General features: G+C 70.7%; 25 protein-coding genes. 10 read left to right on the top strand and 15 right to left on the bottom strand.

The features are described 5' to 3' along the window. Window positions 1-18: 18 nt before the first annotated feature. The 3 genes from ACYVD1_RS03840 (at window position 19) to ACYVD1_RS03830 (ending at window position 2,224) form a co-directional block, all read left to right on the top strand. Complete coding sequence (locus ACYVD1_RS03840; RefSeq protein WP_460767776.1) at window positions 19-762, top strand: SDR family oxidoreductase; 744 nt, start codon at window positions 19-21, stop codon at window positions 760-762. Between the two features lie 55 nt (window positions 763-817). Then, the gene (locus ACYVD1_RS03835) at window positions 818-1,636 is read left to right on the top strand and encodes a MerR family transcriptional regulator (RefSeq protein WP_460767773.1); all 819 of its coding nucleotides are present in this window, start codon (window positions 818-820) and stop codon (window positions 1,634-1,636) included. 93 nt (window positions 1,637-1,729) lie between these two features. After that, window positions 1,730-2,224, top strand: coding sequence for a hypothetical protein (locus tag ACYVD1_RS03830; protein ID WP_460767770.1), 495 nt, complete (start codon window positions 1,730-1,732; stop codon window positions 2,222-2,224). On the opposite strand, the gene ACYVD1_RS03825 is transcribed toward ACYVD1_RS03830, so the two are convergent. From ACYVD1_RS03825 to ACYVD1_RS03815, 3 genes are read right to left on the bottom strand one after another with little or no spacing between them, the layout of a single operon-like run. Continuing rightward, entirely contained in the window at window positions 2,203-3,093 is an 891-nt protein-coding gene (locus ACYVD1_RS03825; RefSeq protein WP_460767767.1) for an ABC transporter permease, read from the bottom strand. The genes ACYVD1_RS03830 and ACYVD1_RS03825 overlap by 22 nt on opposite strands. Further along, window positions 3,090-4,079 (bottom strand): ATP-binding cassette domain-containing protein, encoded by a 990-nt coding sequence (locus tag ACYVD1_RS03820; protein WP_460767764.1) that lies wholly within the window; start codon window positions 4,077-4,079, stop codon window positions 3,090-3,092. Before ACYVD1_RS03820 ends, ACYVD1_RS03825 begins: the two co-directional genes overlap by 4 nt. After that, window positions 4,076-4,909, bottom strand: coding sequence for an alpha/beta hydrolase (locus ACYVD1_RS03815; protein ID WP_460767761.1), 834 nt, complete (start codon window positions 4,907-4,909; stop codon window positions 4,076-4,078). Before ACYVD1_RS03815 ends, ACYVD1_RS03820 begins: the two co-directional genes overlap by 4 nt. 177 nt (window positions 4,910-5,086) lie before the next feature. On the opposite strand from ACYVD1_RS03815, the gene ACYVD1_RS03810 reads away from it, so the two are divergent. Together ACYVD1_RS03810 and ACYVD1_RS03805 are read left to right on the top strand one after the other, a co-directional pair. After that, window positions 5,087-5,242: a hypothetical protein gene (locus tag ACYVD1_RS03810; protein ID WP_460767759.1), complete on the top strand. Its 156-nt coding sequence runs from the start codon at window positions 5,087-5,089 to the stop codon at window positions 5,240-5,242. 122 nt (window positions 5,243-5,364) lie between these two features. Further along, window positions 5,365-6,195 (top strand): nucleotidyltransferase domain-containing protein, encoded by an 831-nt coding sequence (locus ACYVD1_RS03805; RefSeq protein WP_460767756.1) that lies wholly within the window; start codon window positions 5,365-5,367, stop codon window positions 6,193-6,195. 10 nt (window positions 6,196-6,205) lie between these two features. On the opposite strand, the gene ACYVD1_RS03800 is transcribed toward ACYVD1_RS03805, so the two are convergent. Together ACYVD1_RS03800 and ACYVD1_RS03795 are read right to left on the bottom strand one after the other, a co-directional pair. Then, a complete protein-coding gene (locus tag ACYVD1_RS03800) occupies window positions 6,206-6,745 on the bottom strand; it encodes an MOSC domain-containing protein (RefSeq protein WP_460767754.1) in 540 nt (179 codons plus the stop codon). 325 nt (window positions 6,746-7,070) lie between these two features. Then, a complete protein-coding gene (locus tag ACYVD1_RS03795; protein WP_460767750.1) occupies window positions 7,071-7,919 on the bottom strand; it encodes a helix-turn-helix domain-containing protein in 849 nt (282 codons plus the stop codon). A gap of 135 nt (window positions 7,920-8,054) precedes the next feature. On the opposite strand from ACYVD1_RS03795, the gene ACYVD1_RS03790 reads away from it, so the two are divergent. Then, the gene (locus ACYVD1_RS03790) at window positions 8,055-9,077 is read left to right on the top strand and encodes an aldo/keto reductase (protein WP_460767747.1); all 1,023 of its coding nucleotides are present in this window, start codon (window positions 8,055-8,057) and stop codon (window positions 9,075-9,077) included. Between the two features lie 61 nt (window positions 9,078-9,138). On the opposite strand, the gene ACYVD1_RS03785 is transcribed toward ACYVD1_RS03790, so the two are convergent. From ACYVD1_RS03785 to ACYVD1_RS03775, 3 genes are all read right to left on the bottom strand, one after another. Beyond that, window positions 9,139-10,332 carry an FAD-dependent oxidoreductase gene (locus ACYVD1_RS03785; protein WP_460767744.1) on the bottom strand — a complete coding sequence of 398 codons (1,194 nt, stop codon included), beginning with the start codon at window positions 10,330-10,332 and terminating at the stop codon, window positions 9,139-9,141. A 47-nt stretch (window positions 10,333-10,379) separates the two neighbouring features. Then, entirely contained in the window at window positions 10,380-10,946 is a 567-nt protein-coding gene (locus tag ACYVD1_RS03780) for a TetR/AcrR family transcriptional regulator (protein WP_460767741.1), read from the bottom strand. A 168-nt stretch (window positions 10,947-11,114) separates the two neighbouring features. Then, window positions 11,115-11,858, bottom strand: coding sequence for a class I SAM-dependent methyltransferase (locus ACYVD1_RS03775; RefSeq protein ID WP_460767738.1), 744 nt, complete (start codon window positions 11,856-11,858; stop codon window positions 11,115-11,117). A 278-nt stretch (window positions 11,859-12,136) separates the two neighbouring features. Here ACYVD1_RS03775 and helR point away from each other — a divergent pair, with 278 nt between their 5' ends. Continuing rightward, window positions 12,137-14,296 carry an RNA polymerase recycling motor ATPase HelR gene (gene helR / locus ACYVD1_RS03770; protein WP_460767933.1) on the top strand — a complete coding sequence of 720 codons (2,160 nt, stop codon included), beginning with the start codon at window positions 12,137-12,139 and terminating at the stop codon, window positions 14,294-14,296. Here the strand turns inward: helR and ACYVD1_RS03765 are convergent. From ACYVD1_RS03765 to ACYVD1_RS03755, 3 genes are all read right to left on the bottom strand, one after another. Next, complete coding sequence (locus ACYVD1_RS03765; protein ID WP_460767736.1) at window positions 14,274-15,239, bottom strand: aminoglycoside phosphotransferase family protein; 966 nt, start codon at window positions 15,237-15,239, stop codon at window positions 14,274-14,276. The two genes, helR and ACYVD1_RS03765, sit on opposite strands and share 23 nt — an antisense overlap. Before the next feature lie 118 nt (window positions 15,240-15,357). Further along, window positions 15,358-15,903: a DUF1062 domain-containing protein gene (locus ACYVD1_RS03760; RefSeq protein WP_460767733.1), complete on the bottom strand. Its 546-nt coding sequence runs from the start codon at window positions 15,901-15,903 to the stop codon at window positions 15,358-15,360. A gap of 193 nt (window positions 15,904-16,096) precedes the next feature. Further along, window positions 16,097-16,834: a VOC family protein gene (locus tag ACYVD1_RS03755; protein WP_460767730.1), complete on the bottom strand. Its 738-nt coding sequence runs from the start codon at window positions 16,832-16,834 to the stop codon at window positions 16,097-16,099. Window positions 16,835-17,259: 425 nt separating this feature from the next. Between ACYVD1_RS03755 and ACYVD1_RS03750 the strand changes: the two genes are divergently transcribed. Beyond that, a complete protein-coding gene (locus ACYVD1_RS03750; RefSeq protein ID WP_460767727.1) occupies window positions 17,260-17,916 on the top strand; it encodes a DUF1275 family protein in 657 nt (218 codons plus the stop codon). An 85-nt stretch (window positions 17,917-18,001) separates the two neighbouring features. Next, a complete protein-coding gene (locus tag ACYVD1_RS03745) occupies window positions 18,002-18,907 on the top strand; it encodes a phosphotransferase family protein (RefSeq protein ID WP_460767724.1) in 906 nt (301 codons plus the stop codon). 10 nt (window positions 18,908-18,917) lie between these two features. Here the strand turns inward: ACYVD1_RS03745 and ACYVD1_RS03740 are convergent, their stop codons facing one another. Next, window positions 18,918-21,068 carry an alpha-N-acetylglucosaminidase gene (locus ACYVD1_RS03740; RefSeq protein WP_460767721.1) on the bottom strand — a complete coding sequence of 717 codons (2,151 nt, stop codon included), beginning with the start codon at window positions 21,066-21,068 and terminating at the stop codon, window positions 18,918-18,920. A gap of 96 nt (window positions 21,069-21,164) precedes the next feature. Between ACYVD1_RS03740 and ACYVD1_RS03735 the strand changes: the two genes are divergently transcribed. Then, on the top strand, window positions 21,165-22,397 hold the full coding sequence (locus tag ACYVD1_RS03735) for an ROK family transcriptional regulator (RefSeq protein WP_460767718.1): 1,233 nt from the start codon (window positions 21,165-21,167) through the stop codon (window positions 22,395-22,397). A gap of 227 nt (window positions 22,398-22,624) precedes the next feature. On the opposite strand, the gene ACYVD1_RS03730 is transcribed toward ACYVD1_RS03735, so the two are convergent. The 3 genes from ACYVD1_RS03730 to ACYVD1_RS03720 all read right to left on the bottom strand — a co-directional run bounded on the left by ACYVD1_RS03730 (window position 22,625) and on the right by ACYVD1_RS03720 (window position 25,364). Beyond that, window positions 22,625-23,359, bottom strand: coding sequence for an SDR family NAD(P)-dependent oxidoreductase (locus ACYVD1_RS03730; protein ID WP_460767715.1), 735 nt, complete (start codon window positions 23,357-23,359; stop codon window positions 22,625-22,627). A gap of 291 nt (window positions 23,360-23,650) precedes the next feature. After that, window positions 23,651-24,247 carry a TetR/AcrR family transcriptional regulator gene (locus tag ACYVD1_RS03725; protein WP_460767712.1) on the bottom strand — a complete coding sequence of 199 codons (597 nt, stop codon included), beginning with the start codon at window positions 24,245-24,247 and terminating at the stop codon, window positions 23,651-23,653. Between the two features lie 130 nt (window positions 24,248-24,377). Beyond that, entirely contained in the window at window positions 24,378-25,364 is a 987-nt protein-coding gene (locus tag ACYVD1_RS03720) for a phosphotransferase family protein (RefSeq protein ID WP_460767709.1), read from the bottom strand. Window positions 25,365-25,568: the final 204 nt, after the last annotated feature.

Raw genomic sequence — 25,568 nt, 5'->3', positions numbered from 1 at the left:
GCGGCCTCGGAGGTGGACATGAGCACGATCCTGGTCACCGGCGCCACCGGCACCCTCGGCAGACCCCTCGTCGAACAACTACGCCGAACCAACCACCACATCCACACCCTCAGCCGCCACCCCGCAAGCCTGGCCGACACCGCACACCCCGTCGACCTGCGCAACGGATCCGGCCTGGACCACGCACTCCACGGCGTCAACACCATCGTCCACTGCGCCAGCACCCCCACCGGCGGAGACATCGGCTCCGCCACCCACCTCATCCGCGCCGCCCGCGCGGCCGACGTCTCCCACCTGGTCTACGTCTCCATCGTCGGCACCAACCAGATCCCCCTGGCCTACTACCGCACCAAACACACCGTCGAAGAGGCACTCCTGGCCTCCGGCCTGGGCGTCACCATCCTGCGCACCACCCAGTTCCACACCCTGGTCCAGAGCATCTGCGCCCGCCTGGCCCTCGCACCCGCCATGCCCTACCCCGACATCGACGTCCAGCCCATCGACCCCGCCGAAGTCGCCCTGCGCCTGACCCGACTTGCCCAGGAAGAACCCGCCGGACGCGTCCCCGACCTGGGCGGCCCCCAAGTGGAACCCTTCCACGACCTGGCCCGCGCCTATCTGGACGCCACCCACACCCGCCGCCTCCTGTGGCCCCTGCACCTGCCCGGTCCCACCTTCGCCGCCTACCGCTCCGGCGCCCACCTGGCACCCGACCGCGCAGTGGGCCGCACCACCTTCGCCCAGTACCTCACCCGCACCTGACCGCAGCCGCGCTCTTGCACCTGACACCGTGTCAACCCCTGTACTGGGAAGCGCCATGTTGAGCATCGGAGAGTTCGCCAAACACGGAGGGGTGTCGGTGCGCATGCTCCGGCACTACGACTCCACCGGTCTGCTGCGCCCAGCCCGCACCGACCCCTTCACCGGCCACCGCCACTACGAGGCGGCCCAACTGGCCCGCCTCAACCGGGTGATCGCGCTCAAGGACCTGGGCTTCAACCTGGAACAGGTCGCCGCCGTCCTCGACGAACGCGTCAGCGCCACCGAACTGCGCGGCATGCTGCGCCTGCGCCGCGCCGAGCTCGCCGAGGCCGCAACCGCAGCCGAGACCCGCCTGGCCCAGGTCGAGGCACGACTGCGCATCATCGAAAGCGAGGGCACCATGCCCACCGAAGACGTCGTCACCAAGCCACTGCCCGCCGTCCACCTGGCCGAACTGACCGGCACCGCCGCCACGTTCGTGCCCGCCGACATCGGCCCGGTCATCGGCCCCCTCTTCGAGCAACTGTGCCAGCGCCTGGAAGCAGCGCACACCACCCCGGTCGGACCGGGCCATGCCCGCTACGAGGAAGCACCCGACGGAGGCATCCTCGTACACGCCGCCATGCCGGTGCCCGCCGACGTCCACCACATCGAGGGCCTCCAGATCGTCGACCTGCCCGCCGTGGAACAGGCCGCCACCATCGTGCACCGCGGCCCCATGGCCGAGGTCCTGCCCACGGTCCAAGCCCTGGCCCACTGGATCGAGGACAACGGCCACACCACCGATGGCTATACCCGGGAAGTCACCCTAGCCGCACCGGAGAACCTCCAGGAGTGGGTGACCGAGATCCAGGCCCCGCTGACCAATCGCTGACCCACGACCGCACCTGGAAGGGCGGGCCCACCCCACCCACCCCTTCCGGGCACCTCCCCTCAGCACCCAACACACAACAGGGACAATCGACGGGTGCCCACTCGTCGCCTGCGTTCCCTGGCCGTCCTGGAACACCTCAACATCGCCCTGTACGCCGCGATCCTCTTCGGGGTCCTCGGCATGCCCGCCACCCCCGCCAACCTGGCCGGGTTCGGGCTCTTCGCCCTGCTCCTCCTCCAGGGCGGCGCCTACTGGTGGCTCAAGCTCCGCCAGCTCAGGAACCGCACACCCCACCCTCCCGGGATCGGCATCCTCGCCCGGTGCCAACCCCTCAACCTGGCCCTCTTCACCCTGGGCGGAACCGTCATCGCCTGGGCCGCGGCCACGGGAGCCACCGGCACGCACCTGTGGCCCGGCCTGGCCCTGTGGGCGTTCGCGGCCTTGGAACACGTCAACTACTTCCACCTACAGCTCTCCCACGACAACCGCGCCGACCTGGCACGCCTGTGCCACACCCGCCGACTGCACCGCTCACACCTGGCCCGCGACCTGCAAAGGCACCGCGCTCAGCGGCTCAACCTGCGGTAACGCCCCAGAGCCAACGGCACGAACACCGCCAACAGCACCAGCGGCCACACCACCGCCATCAACAGCGCGTTCTGCGCCACCCACGACTCACCCACCACCATGGTGTTTCCGAACAGCTCACGGCAGGCCAACACCGTCGCCGACAGCGGGTTCCACTCGGCAACCGGCGCCAACCACCCCGGGATCATCTCGGTGGGCACGAACGTCTCGGCCACCATCGCCAGCGGAAACACCAGCGAGAAGAACTTCATCGCCGCCTCAGGGCTGCGCACCAACAACCCCAGGTAGATCCCGATCCAGGTGAACGCCAACCGCAACAACAGCAACAACCCCAGTGCCGCCAACGCCGCCACGGGCCCGTTGTGCCACTGCCACCCGATCAGCAGGCCCATCCCCACCAGGACCGCCAGGTCCACCACCGCCGAGACCACGTCGGCCATGCTGCGCCCCACCAAAAGCGCCGACGGCGCCATCGGCAGGGTCCGGAACCGGTCCACCACCCCGCGGCCCACATCCGCAACCACGGCGATGGTCGTGTTCCCGATCCCGAAGGCCATGGTCAGCGCGAACAAGCCCGGCAGGAGGAAGTCGCGGTAGTCATCGCCGCCCAACCCCATGGCCGCGCCCATCGCCTCACCGAAGACGAAACCGAACAACAGCACCGCCAGCACCGGGATCAGCAGCGTGCCGACCACCTCGTCGGGCTTGTGCACCAGGTGCGACAGGTAGCGCCGCGCCACCACCGCCGAATCGGCCACCGCCCACCCGGCACGCCCAACCCACGCGCCCACCCCCGCGGGCCCGCCCTCCCACTCGCCCTCGACGGCCCCGCCAGGAGACCTGTCCGCAACCGGTTCGGTGACCGTCATGACCGCGCTCCGTCCCGCTGCCCGTCCTCCTGCCGACCACCGCACTGGTGCCCGGTCAGGCTCAAGAACACGTCGTCCAACGTCGGGCGGCGCAACGCGATGTCCTCCACGTCCAACCCCGCCTCGTCCAGGGCCCGCACCACCTTGGTCAGCGCAGCACCCCGCCCACCGAGCGAGACCCGAACACTCAGCGCTTCCCGGTCGACCTCCGGCGGCGCCCCCGCCATACGGCCCAGCACGTCCGTGGCCACCGGCAGCTCCGCCGCGTCAGAGACCACGACCTCCACGCGGCCGCCGCCCACCCGCGACTTCAGCTCCTCCGGGCTGCCCTCGGCGATCACCCGACCGGCATCGATCACCGACACCCGGTCGGCCAACCGGTCGGCCTCCTCCAGGTACTGGGTGGTCAACAGCACTGTGGTGCCCGCCGCGACCAGCTCCCGCACGGCACCCCACACCTCCTGGCGGCTGCGCGGATCCAACCCCGTGGTCGGCTCGTCCAGGAACAGCACCCTCGGGTCCAGCACCAATCCGGCAGCCAGGTCCAGCCGGCGGCGCATCCCACCCGAGTACGTGCGCACCGACCGGTCCGCAGCACCCGTGAGGTCGAAACGCTCCAACAGCTCTTCGGCCCGCTGCTTCGAACGCCGCCGACCCAGGTGGTAGAGCCTGCCGAACATCTCCAGGTTGCGCCGCCCGGTCAGGAGCTCGTCGACCGCGGCGTACTGGCCCACGAACCCGATCCGCCTGCGCACCCACCTCGCCTGGGTCGCCACGTCGGCCCCGGCCACCCGGGCCCGGCCCCCGTCGAAACGCAGCAGTGTGGCCAGTACCCGCACCATCGTGGTCTTTCCGGCCCCGTTGGGCCCCAAGAGCCCGTGTACCGTCCCCGGCGCCACCGCCAGGTCCACCCCGGCCAACGCCACCTTGCCGTTCGGGTAGTGCTTGCGCAGCCCCTGGGCCAGGATCACCGGTGCGCCGCTCATGAGACCACCGCCTCCTTGACCCCCGCTTCCCCGGGACCACGCGGTGCGGGCACCATCGCGCGCACCGTGCTCACCTGCTCATAGCGACCCACGGCGATCCGCGCGACATTGCGCACCGACTCACTGCCCTCCCGGTAATAGGCGCAGTGCCCCGGAATGTCCCCGGTGGCGAAGACCCGCGCACCGAAACCCCGCCGCAGCGGCGAAGGGCCGTGCCCGATCTCGCCCACATGCCCCCGCGGGAAGAACCGGATCCAGTCAGCAGGGCCCAACCCGGCCCACAGGTTCCCGGAAAAACCCAGTTCAGTGCGGCTGCGCACCCCCATCCCGGGGCTGCCCAACGCCACGCAGTCACTGACCCGGGCCCGCCGCAGGGCCAGACCGCACACCACCGTGCCGTAGCTGTGCCCCACCAGTGTCACCCGCGCCGACCGCGGCAGGAACTCCGTCAACCGGGCCAGGTCCGCGGCACCCTCCAGCGCCGGGCGGCGCGACACCGCCTCACCGAATCCGCGCGGGGTCCGGTACCCCACCCACACCACCACCGCCACACGCTCGCCCGGAGCGACCTGCCCCATCGTGCGCAGCAGCGTCGCACCGTTGGCACGCGGCCGGGTGGCGCGCTGCTGGTTGAAGTAGTTGCCCAGGTAGTTGTCATTGCCCGGGACCAGGACCGCGATGTGTTCCGCGGTGGCCGCGTCCCCCAACTCCTCCACGATCCGGCCGTCCTCGCGCCCGTCACAGGCCAGCACACGAACACCGAACCTTCGCGCGCGCTCATAGTGCAGGGGATCGGTGACCGAAACGCTGGTTGGGCCCGCCGTGACCATGACTTCCCCCGAAAATCCCCGTACCGCAGCTTCTCTGACCCATTCCACGCTAGACAGGGGCGACTGTCGCCGCGATGACGCTGACACCCGCTTCCCAGTCCAGCCGCACCCACCAACGGCAGTGGTGTCAGCACTACCTCCCACCGGACCTACCGGACCTGAACAGGGAAAATCGACTTGCCCACCGCAATCGCCCCTGGGAGCATGCGCTCCATGCAGATCGTGCCCCTGGCCCAGCGGCCCCACCTCGCCGAGGTCCTGGACAACCCCGAACTCATGTTCCACGACACGGTGGCCCAGGCCCTGTGCCGGACCGCGCCGAGCACGGCCTGAGCACGCTCGCCGCACCCCTGCGCCCCACCCTCAAACACCGGTACCCGCTGCCCTGACCACCCGCGCCAGTGCGACTACGACAACGGACCTCGACCCGACCACCCGACCGCAGGAGCACCTCCATGACGCCGCCGCCCCATCCCCAGGGCCTGCACCCCGACGGCACCATCGCCCGCGAAGGCGCACTCGCCCGGATTCCCGCGGCCTTCACCCCCGTCGTGGACGCTCTACGCACCCGCTTGCCCGAGGTCTTCGGCCCCCGCCTGCACAGCGCCTATCTGTACGGCAGCATCCCCCGCGGCACCGCCCGACCCGGCATCTCGGACCTGGACGCCCTCGCCGTCCTGCACACCCACCCCGACCGCGCCGAACGAGAACGCACCCGCGCCCTGGAACGCGAACTCGACACCGCCTTCGCCCAGATCGACGGCGGCGGCATCCTGCTCGACAGCGTCCCCACCCTGACCAGCGCACTCGAACGCCACGACGGCGGGTTCTTCGTCGCCTGCCTGTGCACCCCGCTGCACGGCCCCGACCTGGCCGAACACCTCCCCGCCTACCGGCCCACCACCCTGCTGGCCCGCGAGACCAACGGCGACCTGCACCTGGCCATCCCCCACTGGCGCACCCGCATCGCCCACGCCACCACCGAGGCCGAACGCCTACGCCTGTGCCGCAGCGTCTCCCGCCGCCTCACCCGAGCGGCCTTCACCCTGGTCATGCCCTCCTGGGGCGGCTGGACCAGCGACCTGGACCTGGCCGCCGACATCTTCGGGCACTACCACCCCCAGCACCACCACCAGGTGCACGCGGCCGCCCACACCGCACACCACCCCACGCCCGACCCCGACCACCTGCACGAACTCGTCGAGGACCTGGCGCCCTGGCTGGCCGCCGAGTACACCGTCACCCACGGGACCAAGACGCCCCGACCCGAACACACCAGCCCTTGAACGACCCGGCTCAGACCCGCTCCAGGGGTACGTGCGCGCCACCGGGCTCACGCACACCGACCGTCATCCCGGGCTCCACCACCCCGCCGTCCAACACCACACCCATGATCCCGGCCCGGCGCACCAACCCACCCAGCTCGTCCCGGTACACCATCTGCTTGAGCAGCCCCTGGGAGAGCCCGTCGATCTGCGCACACGGGTTACGCAACCCGGTGACCTCCACGCGCGCCCGCCCGAAGCTCAGCACCGTGCCCGTGGACAGTCCCAACAGGTCCACGCCCCGGGTCAGGACGTTCTCGCCCAACTGCCCCGGCCTCACCGAGTACCCGGCCAGGGCCACCTCCTCGAAGAGTTCGGCGTGGATCAGGTGCACCTGGCGCAGGTTGGGCTGGGTGGGGTCGGCCGCCACCCGCGAACGGTGCTTGACCCTCCGGCCCAGGTGCGCGTCCCCCTCCACCCCCAGCCCGGCCACCAGGCGGATCCGAGGCCGGACCGGCTTGCTGAACGTGTGCTCGGGGCTGCTGCTGACCGACTCCACGACGGGGGCCATCGCCGTCCTCCACAACTGATCGCGCAATGGACGACCCCAGCATAGAGACCGCGATTCCGGTGATCCGCGCCCGGGCCCCCGGGGCAGGCGCGGTTCGGCCTTCGAAGGCTAGGGGCGTGTTCGGTGGATGCTGCCCGTCGCGAGCGGCGTATCCAGTGGTGCTGGCACAAGGCCGAAGAAGGAGTTCCCCTACTGTGCGCTGCCTCGCAAGCTCGGCAGCATCGCACAGCGGGGGCCCGCCCGGGTTTGGCTGTCGACTGAGAGATGCGCAGTGCAAGTGCCGCTGGGGCGACGCGCAGCAGGGTATGTGTCCGCCGAACATGCCCTAGGTGCCCACCGCTCGCAACCCGGTCCGGTTCAGCCGGTCCAGCGCCGCGGCGGCCGCCTCGTCGGCGGGCAGGTAGACCACCAGATACTGGCCCTGGGCATCCAAGCGCTCATAGGACAACCGCAGCTCACCCACCTCCGGGTGGGCCAACCGCTCCACACCGGTACTCGACGGAGCCGCCGGAGCGGCCGCCATCCGCCCGGTGAACTCCTCCGCGCCCACGATCGACAACTCCTCCACCAGATGGGCCAGGTGCGGATCCTCCGGGGCCGCCTCCGCCCGCAACTCCGCCAACCGCGCCTCGGCCACCGCCGCCCAGTCCGGATAGGCCGACCGTGCCCGGTCATCGGCGAAGACGAACCACACCCGGTTCGCGGGCTGGTCGTCCTCCACGTCCAACAACCCCAACGGACCCACCAGACGTTCATAACCCGACGTGTGGGCGAGCGTCTCACCCAACCGGTTGAACAGCGCCGCCGGAGCCGGCTCCAAACGGTCCAGCAGCGCCCGCATCGTCGCACGCACCTCACGCTCGGGCGGCATCCCGCCCGGACACAGCGCACCGGCCCCCGACGCCACCTTCGACAGGTTGCGCAACCTCACCCGATCGCCCACCGACAACCCCAACGCGTCGGCCAACGCCACCAGCACCTGCGGCGAGGGGTTGCGGTCACGCCCCTGCTCCAACCGGGTCAGGTAGTCCACACTCACACCCGACAGCGTGGCCAGCTCGGCCCGGCGCAGCCCCGGGGTGCGGCGGCGCGCCCCCACCGGCAGACCCACCCGCTCCGGCGGGGTCGACTCACGACACTCACGCAGGAACGCGCCCATTCCGGTTTCGTCCATGCGTATGAGTCTACGAGCCGGAGCCCCCTCTCATCCTGGCCCTGTCAGGGCCAGCCCCCACGCGGCCTTCCCCCGCACCGGGGCACGCAGCACACTGACACCCATGACCACACACACCACCGGAAGGACCACCTGATGCGCTATCAGATCCTCGGGCCCTCGGGCCTGCGCGTGTCCCAACTCTTCCTGGGCGCGATGACCTTCGCCGACCGCGACGAGGCACGCCGCATGATCGACGTCTACCGGGACGCGGGCGGCAACACCATCGACACCGCCTCCGCCTACGGCGACAGCGAGGAGATCCTCGGCGGCATCCTCCACAACCACCGCGACCGGTTCGTCCTGGCCACCAAATACACGCTGCCCCGCGACCCCACCGACCCCAACACCGGGGGCAGCCACCGCAAGAACCTCGCACTCACCCTGGACCGGAGCCTGCGACGGCTGCGCACCGACCACGTCGACCTGCTGTGGGTGCACTCCTGGGACGAGCACACCCCGATCGATGCCACCATGCGGGCCCTGGACGACGTCGTCCGCGCGGGCAAGGCCCTGAGCCTGGGCGCCTCCAACATGCCCGCATGGGTCGTCGCCGAAGCCAACACCCTGGCCCGGCACCACGGGTGGACGCCGTTCGCCGCCCTCCAGGTGCCCTACAACCCGCTGCGACGCGACATCGAACGCGAACTCCTGCCCATGGCCCGCTCCCACGGTCTGAGCCTGGCCACCTACAACGGTCTGGCCGCCGGGGTCCTCTCGGGCCGCTTCACCGGCCCCCGCGCCGAGGGGGCCAGCCACCGCGTGGACCCCGCCTCCCTCACCGAACGCGAGCACAGGGCCGCCCGCGTGATCCAACAGGTCGCCGAGGAACTGGACGCCACCCCCGCCACGGTCGCCATCGCCTGGGCCCTGCAGCGCTCACCCCGCATCCACCCGATCATCGGCGCCAGCAGCGCACGACAGCTCAAGGACAACCTGGGGGCCGCGGACCTGTCCCTACCACCAGGGGCCGTGGAGCGCCTGGACGCAGTGGCCGACTTCGACATCGGTTACCCCGGCGACCAGCACGCACAGACGCAGGCCTGGTTCGACGGCCACCACCCAGTAGAACAGCCCACCCGGGAGCGCCCTTTCGGTCACCCGCCAGGGCGCGCTTAGGCGGCCTCGGGCTGATCGCACGATCGGTCCCGACCCCGGCCTGATCGGGACCGCACCCCCTTCACCCGTCCGCGGGGGTGGGGGGGACCAGATCCTTCACTACTCGGGTGGGCTTTCCGGAGATCTGCGTCGCCACCAGCCGGTCCACCCCCGGTAGGGACGCCAGGCGCAAAAACATCCGCCGCAACCGCAGCCGGCCGGGGGTCGAGGGCAGGAACCAGGAGGTCCCGGTACGGGCCGCACGCTGGCGTTCCTCCACGACCGGCCGCCACCGGTCCTCGTACCTCTGAAGCCCAGCCCCGACGCTGTCGCCCCGCGCTAGTTCCTCCCCCAGGACGAAGGCACCGCCCACTCCCATCGAGGCGCCCTGGCCCGCCAGCAAAGACACCGCCTGGCAGGCGTCACCGAGCAGCACTGTGCGCCCCCGGCTCCAGCGCCCCATCCGGATCTGGGCGACGTGGTCGTAGTAAACCTGCTCGGACGGCGGACAGAGCTCCAAGGCCCGGGGTACCACCCAGCCCAGCCCTGCGTAGGCGCCGCGCATCACGGCCCGCGGATCCTGCGGCAGGCGCGTGTCCTCGGTGCGGTGCACAGTGAAGGCCGCCACCCGGTCACCCTCCAGCGCGTAAAGTCCCATCTGCGCCCCCAAACTGTCGGTAAGCAGGAAGCGCCCCTGAGTCTCCGCGTGTACACGGGCGTCGTTGAAGGTATAGGCAGCGGTGTGAAAGCCCAGGTGGTGCAAGTACTGCTCCTCCGGGCCGAACACCAGGCGGCGCACGGTGGAGTGGATGCCGTCGGCCCCCGCCAGCAGGTCGGCCTCCACCACCTGGCCGTCTGCCAGGCGCACCCGAACCCCGTCGGCGTGTTCGTGGATCTCCTCCGGAGCGCTGTTGTAGCGCAACTCCACCCGGTGGGGCAGCGACTCGCGCAGGGCCAGTTCCAGGTCGGGGCGCATGAGGGAGACCAAGGACCCGCCCAGTGACCGGGCGAAGCGCTCGAACCCCACCGCTGCTGTCCTGCGGCCGCGCTCGTCGACCAAGACCGCTTCGGTGAAGTGGTGGCCCAGTTCCCTCAGCCGACCCATGAGCCCCATGGCCTCGGCGGCGTCGTAACCGGGCCCGAAGAAGTCGATCATGTAGCCCTGCGGGCGCGGCCCTGGGGCCCGCTCCAGCACGGTCACCTCCCACCCGTGGTGGGACAGGCGCTGGGCCAGGGCCAGCCCGGCGATCCCAGCGCCCACGATCACCGCGCGCATCGGCCTGTGAGAGGGCGCGCGGCTGGTCCCGCTTGAGGGTGTGGTGCTCACGCCTGCCCCCGGGCGGTGTCCAGGACGCGGCGCAGGACGGGTGCGACCTCCTGCGAGGTGAGGCCGGGGTCCAGCGGTCGATGGAGCATGATGCCGTCCGCGGCCGATGCCAGCACCCGGGCCGTGGCTTCGGGTTCGGCGATCCCGCACGAGCGCAACCAGTCGGCCAGTGATGCGCGGAATCGCTCCAGGACCTGGGTGATACCTCGGCGCAGGTGTTCGTCGCGCCCGGCCGCCAGGTAGGCCTCTATGAACAGCGCCGAGTCGGGGTCGTCACCGGGGTAGGCGTCCAATGCGCCCAGCATCAAATCCAGCCCTTGCTCGGGGCCGGTTCCCTCAAGGTGGGCGGCGGCCTGGTCGGCCACCTGCACCATCGCACCCAGGGCGGCTTCGTTGAGCAGGGAGTCCAGCGAAGGGAAATGGTAGTGCACGAGCCCGGGCCCGACCCCCGCCCGCTCGGCCACGGCCCGTGTGCTCACTGCGGACCAGCCCCGTTCGGCGATGAGCTCTGTGGCCGCTCCGAGTAGGCGCTCGCGCACCTGCCGTCCCCGTTCCGTCGTCATTCCGCCCCCTTGTTGGCCCACCCGAACCACGCGGTCGGCCGATCGACTTGGGCATTCGCATTGGACGACCGCCCAAAAACAAGGATGGCACGGATCAGGGACCGCTGTACACGCCCAAGGATCGGACCCCTCAGAGAAAGCCGGAGCCCGCAAGCGCCAGAGGCGCCCTTACCCGGCCCACAGCAGGAAACTGACGTCGGTCTCCTCGGGCCCGGCAGGACCTCCGTCGGGACCGGTCACCGAGGCCACCCGCAGGCCCGCCCGGCCGACCAGGTGTTCGAACCCGGCGCGCGTGTACCAGTGCAGCACCCAGGGCTGCTCCTGCACGGTGCGCTCACCATCGCGAAGGCGCTCGTAGCGCAGCGTGCTGCGCTGGACGCGCGCGTGCTCGTCGCGCTCCTCAGCCACCACCGACACCCGCAGCTCAGCACCATCGACACCGGCCACCCGCGCCTGTCCGATCCGCTCGGCCGGGGTGGGTTCGGGAACGGCCAGGGGCACCAGTGCCATCCCGCCCTCGCGCAGGTGGGCGCGGATACGGCGCAGTGCGGCCAAGGCGGTGGCGTCGTCGGCCAGCAGCGTGAAGGTGGGCCCGGCCAGGAAGATCGAGGCGTAGCGGCGCGGCAGGTCCAGCTCCTCCATGCGCTGGCAGTGCACGCGCACCTCCACCCCCGCCTGGTCGGCCCGCCGGCGGCAGCGCTCGAGCATGTCCGCCGAGGAGTCCACGCCTTCCACGTTCAGCCCGCGCTGCCGCAGTTCGATCAACGGGTCTCCGTCCCCGCACCCCAACTCCAGCGCGGGCTCGCCCCGCTCCCGGACGAAGGCCGCATAGGGCTCCGGATCATAGGAGGCGCCCTTCAACGGGCTGTAGAGGTCGGCGACGAGTCCGGTGTAGAAGTCCGCAGGCTGCATGGCGAGCACCCTAGGGTTCGCGCGAGCGCGACCGCCACTCAATTTATCGGCGCGCACCCCGACCGCGCTACGCAGGCCGGGCGGGACGGGCAGGGGCACAAGCACGTGACCGTGGAACGAAAAAATCGCCCACCGGAGGCGGGCGACCGCAGGGGCAGGAGGGTTTTGGTAACTCTCCGCCACTCTTAATTTATAGCGCACCCCCGGGCTTGCGGCAAGACCCGGGTCATGGCGGACAATCATCGATCGTGAACACCCAACGCCACACGGGAGACGCCGTGAAACCCACCGCCACCAGCGCGTTCGCCCTCCCGGAGCACCTTGCCGCCAAGGCCGAACCGGACCTGATCGCCAACGACGAGCGCCACTTCGCCGCCATCGCCACCACCCTCGAACAGACCATCGCCGACCTGTCCGACCGCCTCGACACCGAGCGTCAGACCACCGGGGGTAACATCCGCGAAGTGGTCGAGCGCGACCAGGAGGTCCGTCGCCTCTCCGCCCGACTGCGCACCCTGCGCCGCTTCAGCCTGGACCTGTGCCTGGGACACATCGTCCACGACAACGACCCCGAGCCCGTCTACATCGGCCGACTCGGCCTGACCGACAGCGACGGCAACCGCCTGCTGGTCGACTGGCGATCCCCCGCTGCCGAACCGTTCTTCGCCGCCACCCACGCCCACCCCATGGGGCTGACCAGCCGCCGCAGGTACCGCTGGAACCAAGGCCGCATCAGCGACTACTGGGACGAGGTCTTCACCGAGGACGGGTTCGAAGGCCACGCCGCCCTCGACGACCAGTCCGCCTTCATCGCCAGCCTGGGCGCCCACCGTTCCGACCGCATGCGCGACGTGCTCGGCACCATCCAGGCCGACCAAGACGCCATCATCCGCACGGGATCACGCGGAGCCCTCGTGGTCGACGGCGGCCCCGGCACCGGCAAGACCGTCGTGGCCCTGCACCGCACCGCCCACCTGCTCTACTCCGACCCGCGCCTGGGACACCGCCGCGGCGGCGTGCTCTTCATCGGCCCGCACCAGCCCTACCTGGCCTACGTCGCCGACGTCCTGCCCAGCCTCGGAGAGGAGGGCGTACAAACCTGCACCCTGCGCGACCTGGTCCCCGAGGGCGCCACAGCAGCGCCCGACACCGACCCGCACACCGCCCGCCTCAAAGCGTCGGCCCGCCCGGACCAGGTGATCGAGGCTGCCGTGCGCTTCTACGAGAAACCGCCCAAACAGGGCATGACCGTCGCCACACCCTGGTTCGACCTGCACCTGAGCGCCCAGGACTGGGCCGAGGCCTTCAGCTCCGTCGACGCAGGCACCCCCCACAACGAAGCCCGCGAACACCTCCTGGAGGAGCTGACCGCGATCCTGTCCGACCAGCACGACGATGAAGAGGTCTCAACCGAGATGCTCCACGCCGCACTGGCCCAGGACCGCGAGCTCCTGGAAACGCTCTACCGCTCCTGGCCGATCCTGGAGCCGACCGACCTGGTCGGTGACCTGTGGTCGGTGCCCGCCTACCTGCGCCTGTGCGCCCCCTGGCTCCACCCCGACGACATCCACCGGCTCCAACGTCACGACGCCCACGCCTGGACCGTCTCCGACCTGCCGTTCCTGGACGCCGCACGCCTGCGCCTGGGCGACCCGCACGCCTCCCGGCGCAAACGCCACTACAACGCCTCGGCCGCCGCCGAACGCGAGCGCATGTCCACCGTCATCGACAACCTCCTGGCCGCCGACGACGACGGCGAGGGCTTGGTGACGATGCTGCACCAAGAGGACCTGCGCGAGGACCTGGTCGACGAGGCCGCCCTGCCCACCGCCGAACGCGACCGCCTGGCCGGGACCTTCGCGCACATCGTCGTGGACGAGGCCCAGGAACTGACCGATGCCGAGTGGCAGATGCTCCTGCAGCGCTGCCCCTCCCGGAGCATGACCATCGTCGGGGACCGCGCACAGGCCCGGCACGGCTTCACCGAGTCCTGGCACGAGCGGCTCAAGCGGGTCGGGTTCGACCAGGTCGACCTGGCCTCCCTGAGCGTCAACTACCGCACCCCAGAAGAGGTCATGGCCGAGGCCGAGCCCGTCATCAGGGCCGCGCTGCCCGACGCCAACGTGCCCACCTCCATCCGCAGCGGCGGTGTGCCCGTCCTGCACCAATCCACCGGACAGCTCGACTCGATCCTGACGACCTGGCTGGCCGAGAACACCGAAGGCAGCGCCTGCGTCATCGGCGACCCGGCCTTCGAGGAGCGGCCGCGCGTGCGCTCGCTCACTCCGAGCCTGGCCAAGGGGCTCGAGTTCGACCTGGTCGTCCTCGTGGACCCGCAGGGGTTCGGCGAAGGCGTCGAGGGGGCCGTGGACCGCTACGTCGCGATGACCCGGGCCACGCAGCAGCTCGTCATCCTCAGCGGGAGCGGCCGTCGGTGAAGGCGCCGTCGGCGAACGGCATCGCGCGCCAGTGCTCGACCGCGGGTGTCAGGTAGTCCATCAGCTCGGGCAGTTGCGGTACCAGCGCCAGGGTGGTGACGGCGCGCAGCATCCCGACGCTGTTCACGAAGCGCAGGACACCGGCGTCCAGCTCCCGCAGGCCCGCCCGGCGGGCACCGCGGTTGTAGGCGGCCTCGTGCTCGGGGCCAAGGGCTGCCAGGTCCCACTCCACGGGGCCCAACGAGACCAGTTCGAAGTCGGAGTACAGGTCGCCGGCCACCCCGGAGAAGATGTTCGCGGGAGGGGAGTCGCCGTGGACGGGCTGCAGGCCGGTGCCGGGGAAGGCGGCCTCGAAGGCCGTACGTGAGCTCACCAGGGGTTCCAGGACCTGCCATTGACGGCGCGCACGGTCCACATCGGCTGCGGCGATGAGGTCGGGACGGTCGGCGAGCAGTACCAGGTCCTGGGACAGGCCACGGGGTTCGGCCGCGCCCAGGAACGACAGGCGGCCCGGGTAGGTGCGCATCGCGGCGTGCAGGTCGGCGGTGCTCTCGGCGTTGGCGACGTAGTCGGGCTCTGTGCCGTGGTCCTCCTCGACGAACTGCCAGAAGGTGATCGAGAACCCGTCGCGCTGGACGGGCTCGCGCGGAACGAGGGGGCTGGGTGCGATCACGGGGGTGCCCTGGTCGGCGAGCCAGCGCGTGACGTCCAGTTCCGCCTGCTGGCGCAGTGCCAGGGAACCCGGGTCCTGGGAGTGGGACAGGACCGTGGGGATGCGGGCCACGACCGGTGCGGGCGCCAGGTGGACCACGACCGAGAACAGGTCGTGGAGCACGGAGGCGTCGGTGACGGTGAGGCCGAGGTCGCGCCCTGCCCCCACGGCGGCGTCGAGCGCTGCGCGGGTGCGGGAATTGCGCTGTTGTGGTGTCAGGAAGTCGTTCACCGGTCGATCATGGCACGTCAGGCGGTATCGGACGGGGCGGCGTGTGTGCTGTGTCGCGGCCCTGACGGTGGTGGCCGGGGCGGTGCGCGCCGCCCCGGCCACCGGGTGAGGGTTGCGGTCACACCACGACGAAGTTGAAATCCCGCGTGGTCCTGCGCTTCAGCGGGATGTCGATCTTGATTCGCCGGGCGACTTCACTGCGGCTGATCCCCAGCCCATGGGCGATGAGCTGTTCGGGGCGCACCGGCACGGGTGCGTCGAAGGACACGCTGACCGGCAGGGGCCACGGGTCCTCGGGAACCGGGGGTGCGTGGAGTTGCCAGCACCCGTCCCAGTCGAGCGCGAACCGGTTGCGGCGGGACAGCACGGGGTTGAGGAGGGTGTCGGCGATCAGGTCGGGGGCGTTGGCGGTGTAGTCGGCCAGGAGCTGGGCTGGCAGGGAGCGCACGGGGACTCGGTGGTGGACGGTGAGCTTGCTGGTCCGGTCACAGCCAACGCAGTTGACCAGGAGCCAGACGTCGAGAAGCTTGCCGTTGGCGTTGACGCGGAACCTGCCGTCGCCGGTGGTGGCGTGCCCGCAAGGGCAGTCCACGCAGGGGAAAGCGAGCAGGGGCAGACGGGTGCGTCGCACGGCCCAGGGCAGCACGAAAGAAAGCGCAGACATAATCTCTCTGAAGATCTGACGCAGAGCACGGGGAAGAGAGCCGACGGCGACGTCGGCTGACCGATGCGTAGGAAAGTCAGATCTACAGAGCGGGGGGCGTCATGTGCGCGCGTGATCCTCTCGTGGGGTGCGGAGTCAATCTAGAACTCCGCGCCCCGGGGGCGCCACTCATTTTTCACGCGCCGCTTCGGCGTCAGCTCGGGGTGAGGACGCAGAATTCGTTGCCTTCGGGGTCGGCCAGGACCGTCCAGGGCACGTCGCCCTGGCCGATGTCGACAGGGGTGGCACCGAGGGTGCGCAGTCGGGCCACTTCCGCCGCTGGGTCGCCGCCGGGGTAGGGCCGCAGGTCCAGGTGGAGGCGGTTCTTCGCGGTCTTCGCCTCGGGGGTTCGGACGAACTCCAGGTAGGGGCCGACGCCTGCGGAAGAGCGCAGCACCGCGTGGTCGTCGGTCACCTCGTGCAGGGTCCAGTCCATCGCCTGGTCCCAGAACCGGGCCATGGCCCGCGGGTCGCTGCAGTCGACCACCGCGGCGGCCATGGGCCCGGTGTCGATGTAGGCGGGGCGGGGCTCCAGCACGCAGAATTCGTTGCCTTCGGGGTCGGCCAGGACCGTCCAGGGCACGTCGCCCTGGCCGATGTCGACGGGAACGGCGCCCAGATCCTTCAGGCGCGCGACCAACTCGGCCTGGTGGGCCGCGGAGGTGGTGGCCAGGTCGAGGTGTACACGGTTCTTGACCGTCTTGGCTTCGGGGACGGCAACGATGTCCACGCAGAGTGCGGTCGGGTCCGGGTAGTCGAAGTTCTCGGGTTCCAGGTTGGTCACGCTTGGGCCCTCGCTGTGGGTACTCCAGCCGAGCACCTGTGCCCAGAACCGTCCGAGCGCGGAGTCGTCCAGGGCGCTCATGTGGATTTGCACCAGTCGAGTCGTCATGGCGGAAACCCTATGCCTGTTGGCCTCCCGGGCCTACGGCTTTTCCGTGTCGGCACATCCTTCCTAGATAACGTTTGGTTTGTAACGTTACTGGAAAACGTTAATCATTCTATGCAACGAAACGAATCCCGCGAGGGGCGGAAACCCTGACTTCCGATAAGTCAACCTTCTAGGAAGCCAGACCCTCAGGGGTGCCTGAAGCCCCTCCGCCGCCGCCACAGAGCCCGCCAACGTTATTGCGCCCGCTCGTCGGCCCCCGAAAACGAGACGGATACACCCACTGCTGTATGGTCCAGCGGTCGGATCTGAAGGGATTCCGCCCGGTCAGACACCGCACTGACAAACGCGCCCTGTGCGCGGGCGCCGGTAGCGTGCTTGCGCCCACGGGTACGTCTTCCCACCCCGGCACCGGAGGAGGCACGGCCATGGGTTCGGTCCACACGCGCACCCCGCTACGACGGGCTACGTCCCTGGCCCTGCTGACCGCATGCGCCGGCGGCATGGACCTGCTCTCCATCGCGGTCCTGGGCGGGGTCTTCAGCGGCATCATCACTGGCAACCTGGTGCACGCTGGCCAGAACCTGGGCTCGGGCCACTGGCTCGTGGCGGCCACAGCCCTGGCGGCCGTGGCCGCCTTCGGAGCGGGGGTGTGGGTGTGGGCCCGCCTCCTGGGGCCAGCCGACCGGGTCAACCCCCGCCGCGAGAGCGCCCTGTTGGCCACCGAGGTGGCACTGCTCACCGTCTTCACCACCGCCTGGATCCTGCTCGCGGGCGCACCGCCCCACCACACGGCGGCCACGGCCCTGCTGGTTCTGGCCGCTTTCTGCATGGGCGCCCAGAGCGCCTGGGCCCGCACCACGGGCACCTCCACCACCTACCTGACCGGAACCCTGACCGCAGCCTTGGCCGGGTGGGCGACCGGGGATCCCTTGCGCGCCCACCGGGCGGCCATCACCCGGTTGAGTACCTTGTTCGTCGGCGCGCTGGCCACCATGCTCGTGTTGCTCACCTGGCCCTGGGCCGCCGCCCTGCCGCCCCTGGGGTGTGCGCTCACCGCCCTGGCCCTGTGGCGGTCCCCGTGACGGAGCCCCAGCCCCGTGCCCGTGCCTGCTCGCGGGCCGAAAAGCAGCGGCGGCCCCGCATCGGTCCGTGCCATCATCGCCACCCATGGAACCGACCGACACCGCCCGCGCGCTCGCTGCCCGCCACGGGCTCTCACCCGAACACGTGCACCCGCTGCCCCAAGGCGTAGCCAACCACGTGTTGGCCTTGGGCCCAGGCCTGGTCCTGCGCATCCCCCGCTCCCCCGGCTTCGCCGAGGATCTGCGCAAGGAAGCGGCGCTGATCCCCCTCGCCCACCGTGCCGGGGTGCGCACCCCCGCCCTGGTCGACTTCGCCGATCCTCACGGCGGTCTGCCTTACCTGCTGTTGGAGCGCCTGCCCGGCACCGATCTGGCCGACCACGAACCTCCGCCTCGGACCCTGGTGGAGCTGGGCCGACAGCTGGCCCGCGTGCACCGCATCCCCACCGCGGGACTGCCCGAACTCCCCCTGGACCACGGTGTCAGCGACACCGCGCCCCTGCTGGAGCGTTTGCACCACCAGGGCCGCATCGACGCCGGGTCCGCCGACTGGCTGCGGTCCTGGTGCGAACACCTGGCCGCCCGCGTCCCCGCGACCGTCACCCCCACGCTGGTGCACGGCGACGTGGCCCCGCAGAACCTCGTGGTCACCGCCACCGGTGACCTGGGCGGGATCGTGGACTGGGGTGACGCCGCTCTGGCCGATGCGGCCACCGACTTCGCCAAGCTCCCGCCGCACTGGCTGCCCCCGGTCCTGGAGGGCTACCGCAGCGAACGCGGCGAGTCGGCCGCTCATCCGTGGGAGGCCCGCATCCTGTGGCACCACCTGACCTGGGCGCTGGGCAGGTTGGCCGACCCCTCACCCCAGCCCGGTCTGCGCCACTGGACCGCTCCGCCCGCCAGTCGGCTGCTCGGTCTGCTGCGCCTGTTCTCCTCGCGCCCGCCCGCCCCGTGGCCCGACTTGGCGCCGCCCGCCTCTCCCGGCCGGTGAGCGCCGGGGGTCAGTGGGCCGGGTGACCGTAGCGGTCCAGTAGCGCGCGGGAGTGGTCCAGGATCCCGTGTGCGTCGGTGCGTACCGGGCCCGCTCCGTCGCGCAGGAAGGCGTCGGCGCGTTCGGTGAGCTGCTGGTCGAGCCACCGGCCCGCCGGGCCCGGATCGACCAGGGCCTGGTCCAGCCCCTGCCCCCACAACTGCCACCGGGACCGGTAGTAGCCGCCCACCAGCCCCGACCAGAGCCTTCCGGCGTAGTCGTGCAGGAAAGGGCTGTCGGGGGTGTCCCACACCGTGATGATGCGCCGGGCGTTGTCGGCCAGCACGTGGTGTTCTTCGGTGCTGGTGGCCCAGGAGGTCGCCTTGTGCTCCCAGTTCTGGAAGCGGTACTCGGGTCGGGTGGCCAGCAGGGCGTCCAGGTCCTCGAACAGGCCCAGGAAGTACTCGAGCGACTGGGGGCGGTGGGCGCCTTCGCTCACGGCCTCCTGCACCAATGTCAGGTAGGAGTGGTCGGCCACCCGGGCCATCACGGCCATGGCCACGTCGGCCAGGTCGCGGCCCAGCGGCCCCTGGACGAGTTCGGGGCGGCGCTCGCCCGCACTGACCAGGTCCTGCCAGGCCCGCACCAGGACCGGCCAGTCGTACCAGACCAGCGCGCTGGCCTCGGTGCGCAGCCGCTCGGTTTCGGCCAGGTCGCGGTAGTGGGGCTTGGTGGTGATGATGCCGTTGAACTGTTCGGGGAAGATCCGCACCCCCGAGGCGCCGTAGATCGTGGCCAGCAGTCCCCGCCACCCGCGCAGGAGGGCCGGGTCCGCGCCGGGTCCGTAGCGTTGGGCTACGAACGCGGGCAGCCAGTCGCCTGCGACGTCCTCCACCCGGTTCCAGGCCTGGTCGGCCACCAGCTCGAAGAAGGCGGGGTTGTTTCCGGTGGCCTCCATGGCCAGGCCCAGGCCCACCGGCGGGGCTTCGGTGTCCTTGGCCTTGTTGATCGCCTCGGTGGTGCCCTGCAGGTCGCCGAGGGGGTCGGTTCTGCCGCCGAAGTTCAACAGCGCGCACCACACCCAGGGTGTGCCGCCGAAGGAGTCGAAGCGGCTCCACTGCGGGTCGTGTTCGGCCCACAGGTCCAACACGAGCAGGCGCTGGTCCTCGATGGCGCCCAGGAACGCGGTGACGCGCTCGGTGGTCCAGAAGTGGCTCTGGTAGGAGAAGGGCCAGGCCTGCATGACCCACACGGCTTCGGGGTCGGTGCGCCTCAGCCCGTCCAGGGTCGCTTGGGCCACCGCGCCGGGAAAGGCGGGGTCGGCCTCGACCGGCGGCATCTCGATGAAGGGGTCGATCGCGTACAGGTGGTCGGTGCCCAGCAGGTCCTGTTGGGCGGCGGTGATCTGGGCGCCCACGTGGGCGTAGAGCGCGTCGTGGGGGTCCAGGACGTGGGTGGTGAACCCCTGCCAGGGGCGCGGAGTGACCTGGTCGGGGGCCAGCACGCGGGGCACGTGGCCGGTGAATCCGGGCAGCACGGGCCGCATCCCGAAGGAGCGCTGCCGGTCCAGGACGCGGCGGGCCAGTTCCAGGTGGCCCTCGATCCAGGCCTGGGGAAGGGGGCCGACGAAGGAGTCCAGGTTGCCCATGTACTGCCAGGGCAGGTAGCCGGGCCCGCCCAGGAAGGTGCGGATCACGTCGTCGTCCAGGCCCAGGCCGGTGTAGGCCCGGTGCAGGACCGCTTCGTGGCCCAGGATCGTCAGCGGCATGGTGACGCCGTGCAGCGCCATCCAGTCGCACTCGCGTTCCCAGTCGTCCCAGTCCCAGTAGGGCGCCGTGTAGCCCTGGGTGCAGAAGTTGAGGTAGTAGCTCTGGTCGACCTCGGCGGTGCGGTGGGTGGTGGGTGCGTCGGCAAAGGCGGTCACCGGCAGGGGCAGGCGGGTGTCCCAGGCCACCATCACCCCGCAGGCCCGGCGCAGGTAGGTGTGCAGTCCCACGGCCGCGGCCACCCCGTCGGTGGCTCCGAGGGTGAGCACGCCCTGGTCGGCCCGGTACTCGAAGGATCTCCTATCGTGGGAGAGCTGGCTCAGGCGCAGTGGCGGGTGCGTGCGCCCCAGGATTCTGCGGGCCAGGCCGCGCACCGTGGCCCCCCAGTCGGGTTCGCCTCGGGTCCGTGCCGCCATCGGGTCTCCCCTGCTTGCCTGGGCGCCAATTAGTTCCGTACAGTACATAACTAATTTGGTTTCGGGCAAGACCCGCACGAGCACAGAGGAGGGCGCGTGAGCGCACCGGTCGCCGCCGACACACGGCTCATGCGCGAGATCAACGCGACCGCGGTCCTGACCCAACTTCGCCAGGTCGACCACACCAGCGTGCCCGCCCTGGCCAAGGCCACCGGACTGTCCCGCCAGGCCATCACCCGCTCCCTGACCACCCTGGAGGAGACCGGTCTGGTCCAACTCCTCGAACCCGCACGCACCAGCGGCCGGTCAGGTCGTCCCGCCCAACGCGTGCGCTTCCGCGCCGAGGCCGGCCACATCCTGGGCCTGTCGGTCACCCCCACCGAGGTCAGAGTCGCCCTGGCCGACCTGGCCGGCACCACCCTGGCCACCACCGCCACCCCCCTGACCGCACCCCACACACCCCTGATCACCCAGGCCCTGACCACCACCGTGCACCAAGCCCTGCGCGAGGCGGACTCGGCACCCGACCGCATCTGGCACGCCGCCATCGGCGCACCCGGCATCGTCGACCCCCACACCCAGCACGTGCAGTTCACCGCCAGCATGCCCGACATCACCGGCGACGTCCTGGTCACAACCCTGGGCGATCTCCTGCCCTGCGACATCTACCTCGACAACGACGTCAAACTCGCCACCGAAGGCGAACGCTGGCGCGGCAGCCCCCACCACGAAGAGTCCATGGTCCTCATCCACTGGGGAGAGCGTGTGGGCGCCGGGGTGGTGGTCGGCGGCCAACTCCACCGAGGCGCCTCCAACGACGCCGGAGACCTGGGCTTCCTCGACCTGTTCGCCGAAGAACCCACCGACCACCCGCCCACCGACCCACCCCAACTGGGGCGTTTCGAAGCCTGGGTGGGCTCGGCCGAACTGCACCGCCTCACCCGCCAAGCCGCCCACCGCCAGGGCGAGCACGACCTGCACCAACGCCTGGGCCACACCCCCGACCTGACCGCACTGGCCCAGGCCGTCCACGACCGCGCCCCCGCGGCGCTGGAAGGCCTCCAGGAGATCACCCGCCGGTTCGCCCACGGCATCGGTGCCATTCGCGCACTCCTGGACCCCCAGGTCGTGGTCATCGGCGGCCCGATGTCCCGGTGCGGCCCCGCCCTGCTGGAGGCCCTGGAAGGCCACCTGGAGCACCAACGCCTGACCCCGCCCGCGTTGGAGTTGGCCCGCCTGGGTGAGGACGCCATCGTCCAAGGCGCACTCCACCACTGCCTGAGTGCGGTGGAAGCCACCCGGTTGCGGATCCCGCCGACCCGCGCCTGAAGGCCTACGCCCCCAACCGCACCGGCCCGCGAGCGTTACAGGCCGATGCCCTGGCCGGCCAGGGCATCGGCGCGCGTACTCCGCGAACTCGCCGGCCCGCGGGTGCCAGGAGTCGGTGGGAAGCACCACGGAGACGGTGACCGGCTTGTCGGCGCCGTCGGCGACGAATCCTCCCGACACCTCGCCCAGGGCGCCGCCGAGGACCCGCGCCGAAGACGTGCGGCCACTTACACCTGGGCGTATCCGCCGTCGGCGTGGAACTCGGCACCGTTGATGTAGCTCGACGCGTCTGAGGCGAGGAACGTCGTCAGGGCGGCGATCTCCTCGGGCTCGGCGAGCCGACCGAGGGGAACGTCGGCTTCGGCCTGGGCGAGCATTTCGGGTGGGACAAGCTCCAACATACCCGCGGTGCGTGTACCACCAGGGGATACGACGTTGACACGGAAGCCATGTGCGCGCGCGCTGAGGGCCCAACCGCGAGCGAGGGTGCGAACCGCGGCTTTTGAGGCCGCGTAGATCTCAAGTCCCTGGTTGGGCCGGGTCGAGGCGGTCGAGCCTGTCAGGACCACCGAAGCGTTCTTGCTGAGCAGCGGTAGCGCCTGCTGGAACGTGAACACCGTTCCCTTGAAATTGGTGGCGAATACCGAGTCGATCAGCTCCTCGGTCACCTCGCCGAACGGAGCCGCAGTGCCCACGCCAGCGTTGGCGACCAACACGTCGATACGTCCGGCCTGGTCCCGCACGGTGCTGTAGAACGCGTCGAGTTCGGAGGACACCGAAACGTCACAGATGACGCCTGTGACGCGGTCGCCGAGCTCGGCGACCGCGGCGTCGAGCACGTGCTTGCGGCGACCGGTGATGAACACCGTGGCGCCCGCGTCGCGGAATGCGCGAGCGGTCGCAAACCCGATGCCCGTGCCCGCCCCGGTAACGACCGCGACCTTACCTTCCAAGACGGCCATGCCGCCCTCCTCTTAATTATGGACTGATACGTCAAGAATCATAGCCGTCTTATGGACCGGTCGGTCCAATTTGGATCGTCCAAGTATCCCGGCTCCGCACTCGGGCTCACCCCGTCTCCGGCAGCGGCATCCCGAAGCTACCGGTCACCGATCGGGCCGACCGGCAACCGGCAGCACACAGGGGGTCTGCAGCCCGACCGTGTTCCCCTGGAAGCAGCGGCGCGCAGCTTGAGGGCGCGCCGCAGGGCGCCAGGCCGACCGCGGACTGCGACGGTAGGGCGCGGCCGGTGGCTACTGCACGGGTGTGGGCAGCAGTCGTGCCAGAGTGGAGTGAGCAACCGTGGTCAGCGCGCCGATATCCATGCCGGTGCGCCCAAGGGAGATGAGACCGAGCTGCGCGACAAGGGCCGCACGGGCGGTCTCGGAAGGATCGGCACCGGGATCGAGGTCGCCTTCGCTCCGGGCGCGCTCCAGCGCCGCGGTGAGGACGACGGTGATCTCCTCGTAGCTGCGGCGGACCTCAGCAGCGACATCCGGGGTGCTAGCGGCAAGCTCGGCGTTGCTGTTGGCTAGCAGGCAGCCCCGGCGAGCAACCGCCCCGGTCGGGTCACCGGTCAGGCCGAGGACGAACTCGCGCACCACGTCGACCCCCTTCGCCGCACAAGCCAGACGCTCGCGCAGTGCCAGCAGGTTCGCGTCGTCGTACTCCCGCAGCACCCGAAGAAACAAGCTCCGCTTATCCCCGAACGCCCCGTAGAGGCTGCCCTTGCCCAGCCCGCTCACGCGCAGCAGGTCGTCCATCGACGTCGCCGCGTACCCCTTGTCCCAGAACTCGTCGCGGACAGCGAGAAGCACGCGCTTTTCGTCGAACTCACGAGGTCGCGCCATCCGCCCAGCCTACTGGTTCTGGACTATGCGGACCACAGCGCGGCTCCGCCTCGGCGAACGCCCCTCCATCGAGGGCGCCCCCACCGTGGCCAGGCCCACGTCCCCTGACCGCCAAGGCCGCATACGCTGCTCACACGTAAGCCAGGACCCGCCCCAAGTGGTGCTCGGCGATCTGCAGCATCACCTCGCGGTCCGGGAAATCACCGTCCAACAACCGCAGCGGGCCCGCCACCAGCGACAGGTGCTGGCCCAGCAGGTACAGATCCGTGCGGGCCTGGTCCAGGCCCGCAACGGCCAAACGCCCATACAGCCCGCCGAAGCGCAGGCGCAGGAACGCGTGCTCCCACTCGGCGTCGAAGTACATCAGCCCCTCGATGTCGATGAGCACCGGGGTCCCGCCCTGTCCCACCAGGACGTGGTCGGGGCCCAGCTCACCGTGGACCAGCCCGTGCCCGGAACGCGGCCGGACCCGCCGCGCCAGTTCGTGCAACCGCTCGACCACACGGTCCGCGGCCCGAGCCAGCTCCACCCGCCGCTGGGCCCCCTCGGCCACGTCGTTCAGCGCCCGCTCCAGCACCAGGTCCTGACACGTACGGTCCCGCACCAGGGGCCGCGACACCTTGCCCAGCCCCGTCTCGGCCCGGGTGGCCATAGCACCCAGCGCCGCACCCAACTTCTCCAGCACACCGTCCACCCACACCGGGGCACTGTGGGCGATGTGCTCCTCCAACGTGGGACCGCGCACGTCCTCCACGATCGCCACGTCGGCGTCCAACTCCCGCCGCTCACGGTCGACCAGGTGCACCCGCGGGGTGCGCACCCCCACCTGCGCCAACGACGCGGCGGCGCCCACGAACAGCTCCAGGCCGTCGGCGTCGGCGAAGGGGTCCTGCTCTTCGCGGCCCCCGGTACGGGGGCGTTCGGGCCAGAAGTTCTCCGCCGCGGCCCACACGTAGGCGACCACGGCGGGCCCCTCGTTCAGGTGCAACCGGTAGACGCCCTTCTTGGTGCCTCCGGGCAACCGCTCCACTCCCCTTACGCGCACGTGCGGGCCCAGGGCGCGGCGCGCCAAGCTCTCCAACGGTCGGATCTGGGCGAACTCACGCGGCACGGTCACCGGGGCTCCAAAAGGTGGAAGAGGCGGTGGGCTGGGCCAGCCTAAGCCCGGACGGCCCCGGCCTCATGGGCCGACGGCCACCGCCACCCACACCGGGACGGGACGGGACCTGCCCGAACCGCCGGGCACGGCCGCGATCACACCAGCGCCCCGTGCTGTTAGCGTCAGAGGCCCGACCCTGCCCCGCCACTGCCACCCCCTCCG

Source organism: Nocardiopsis nanhaiensis, assembly GCF_054778635.1.
This window is presented reverse-complemented; position numbering and strand designations above follow the sequence as displayed.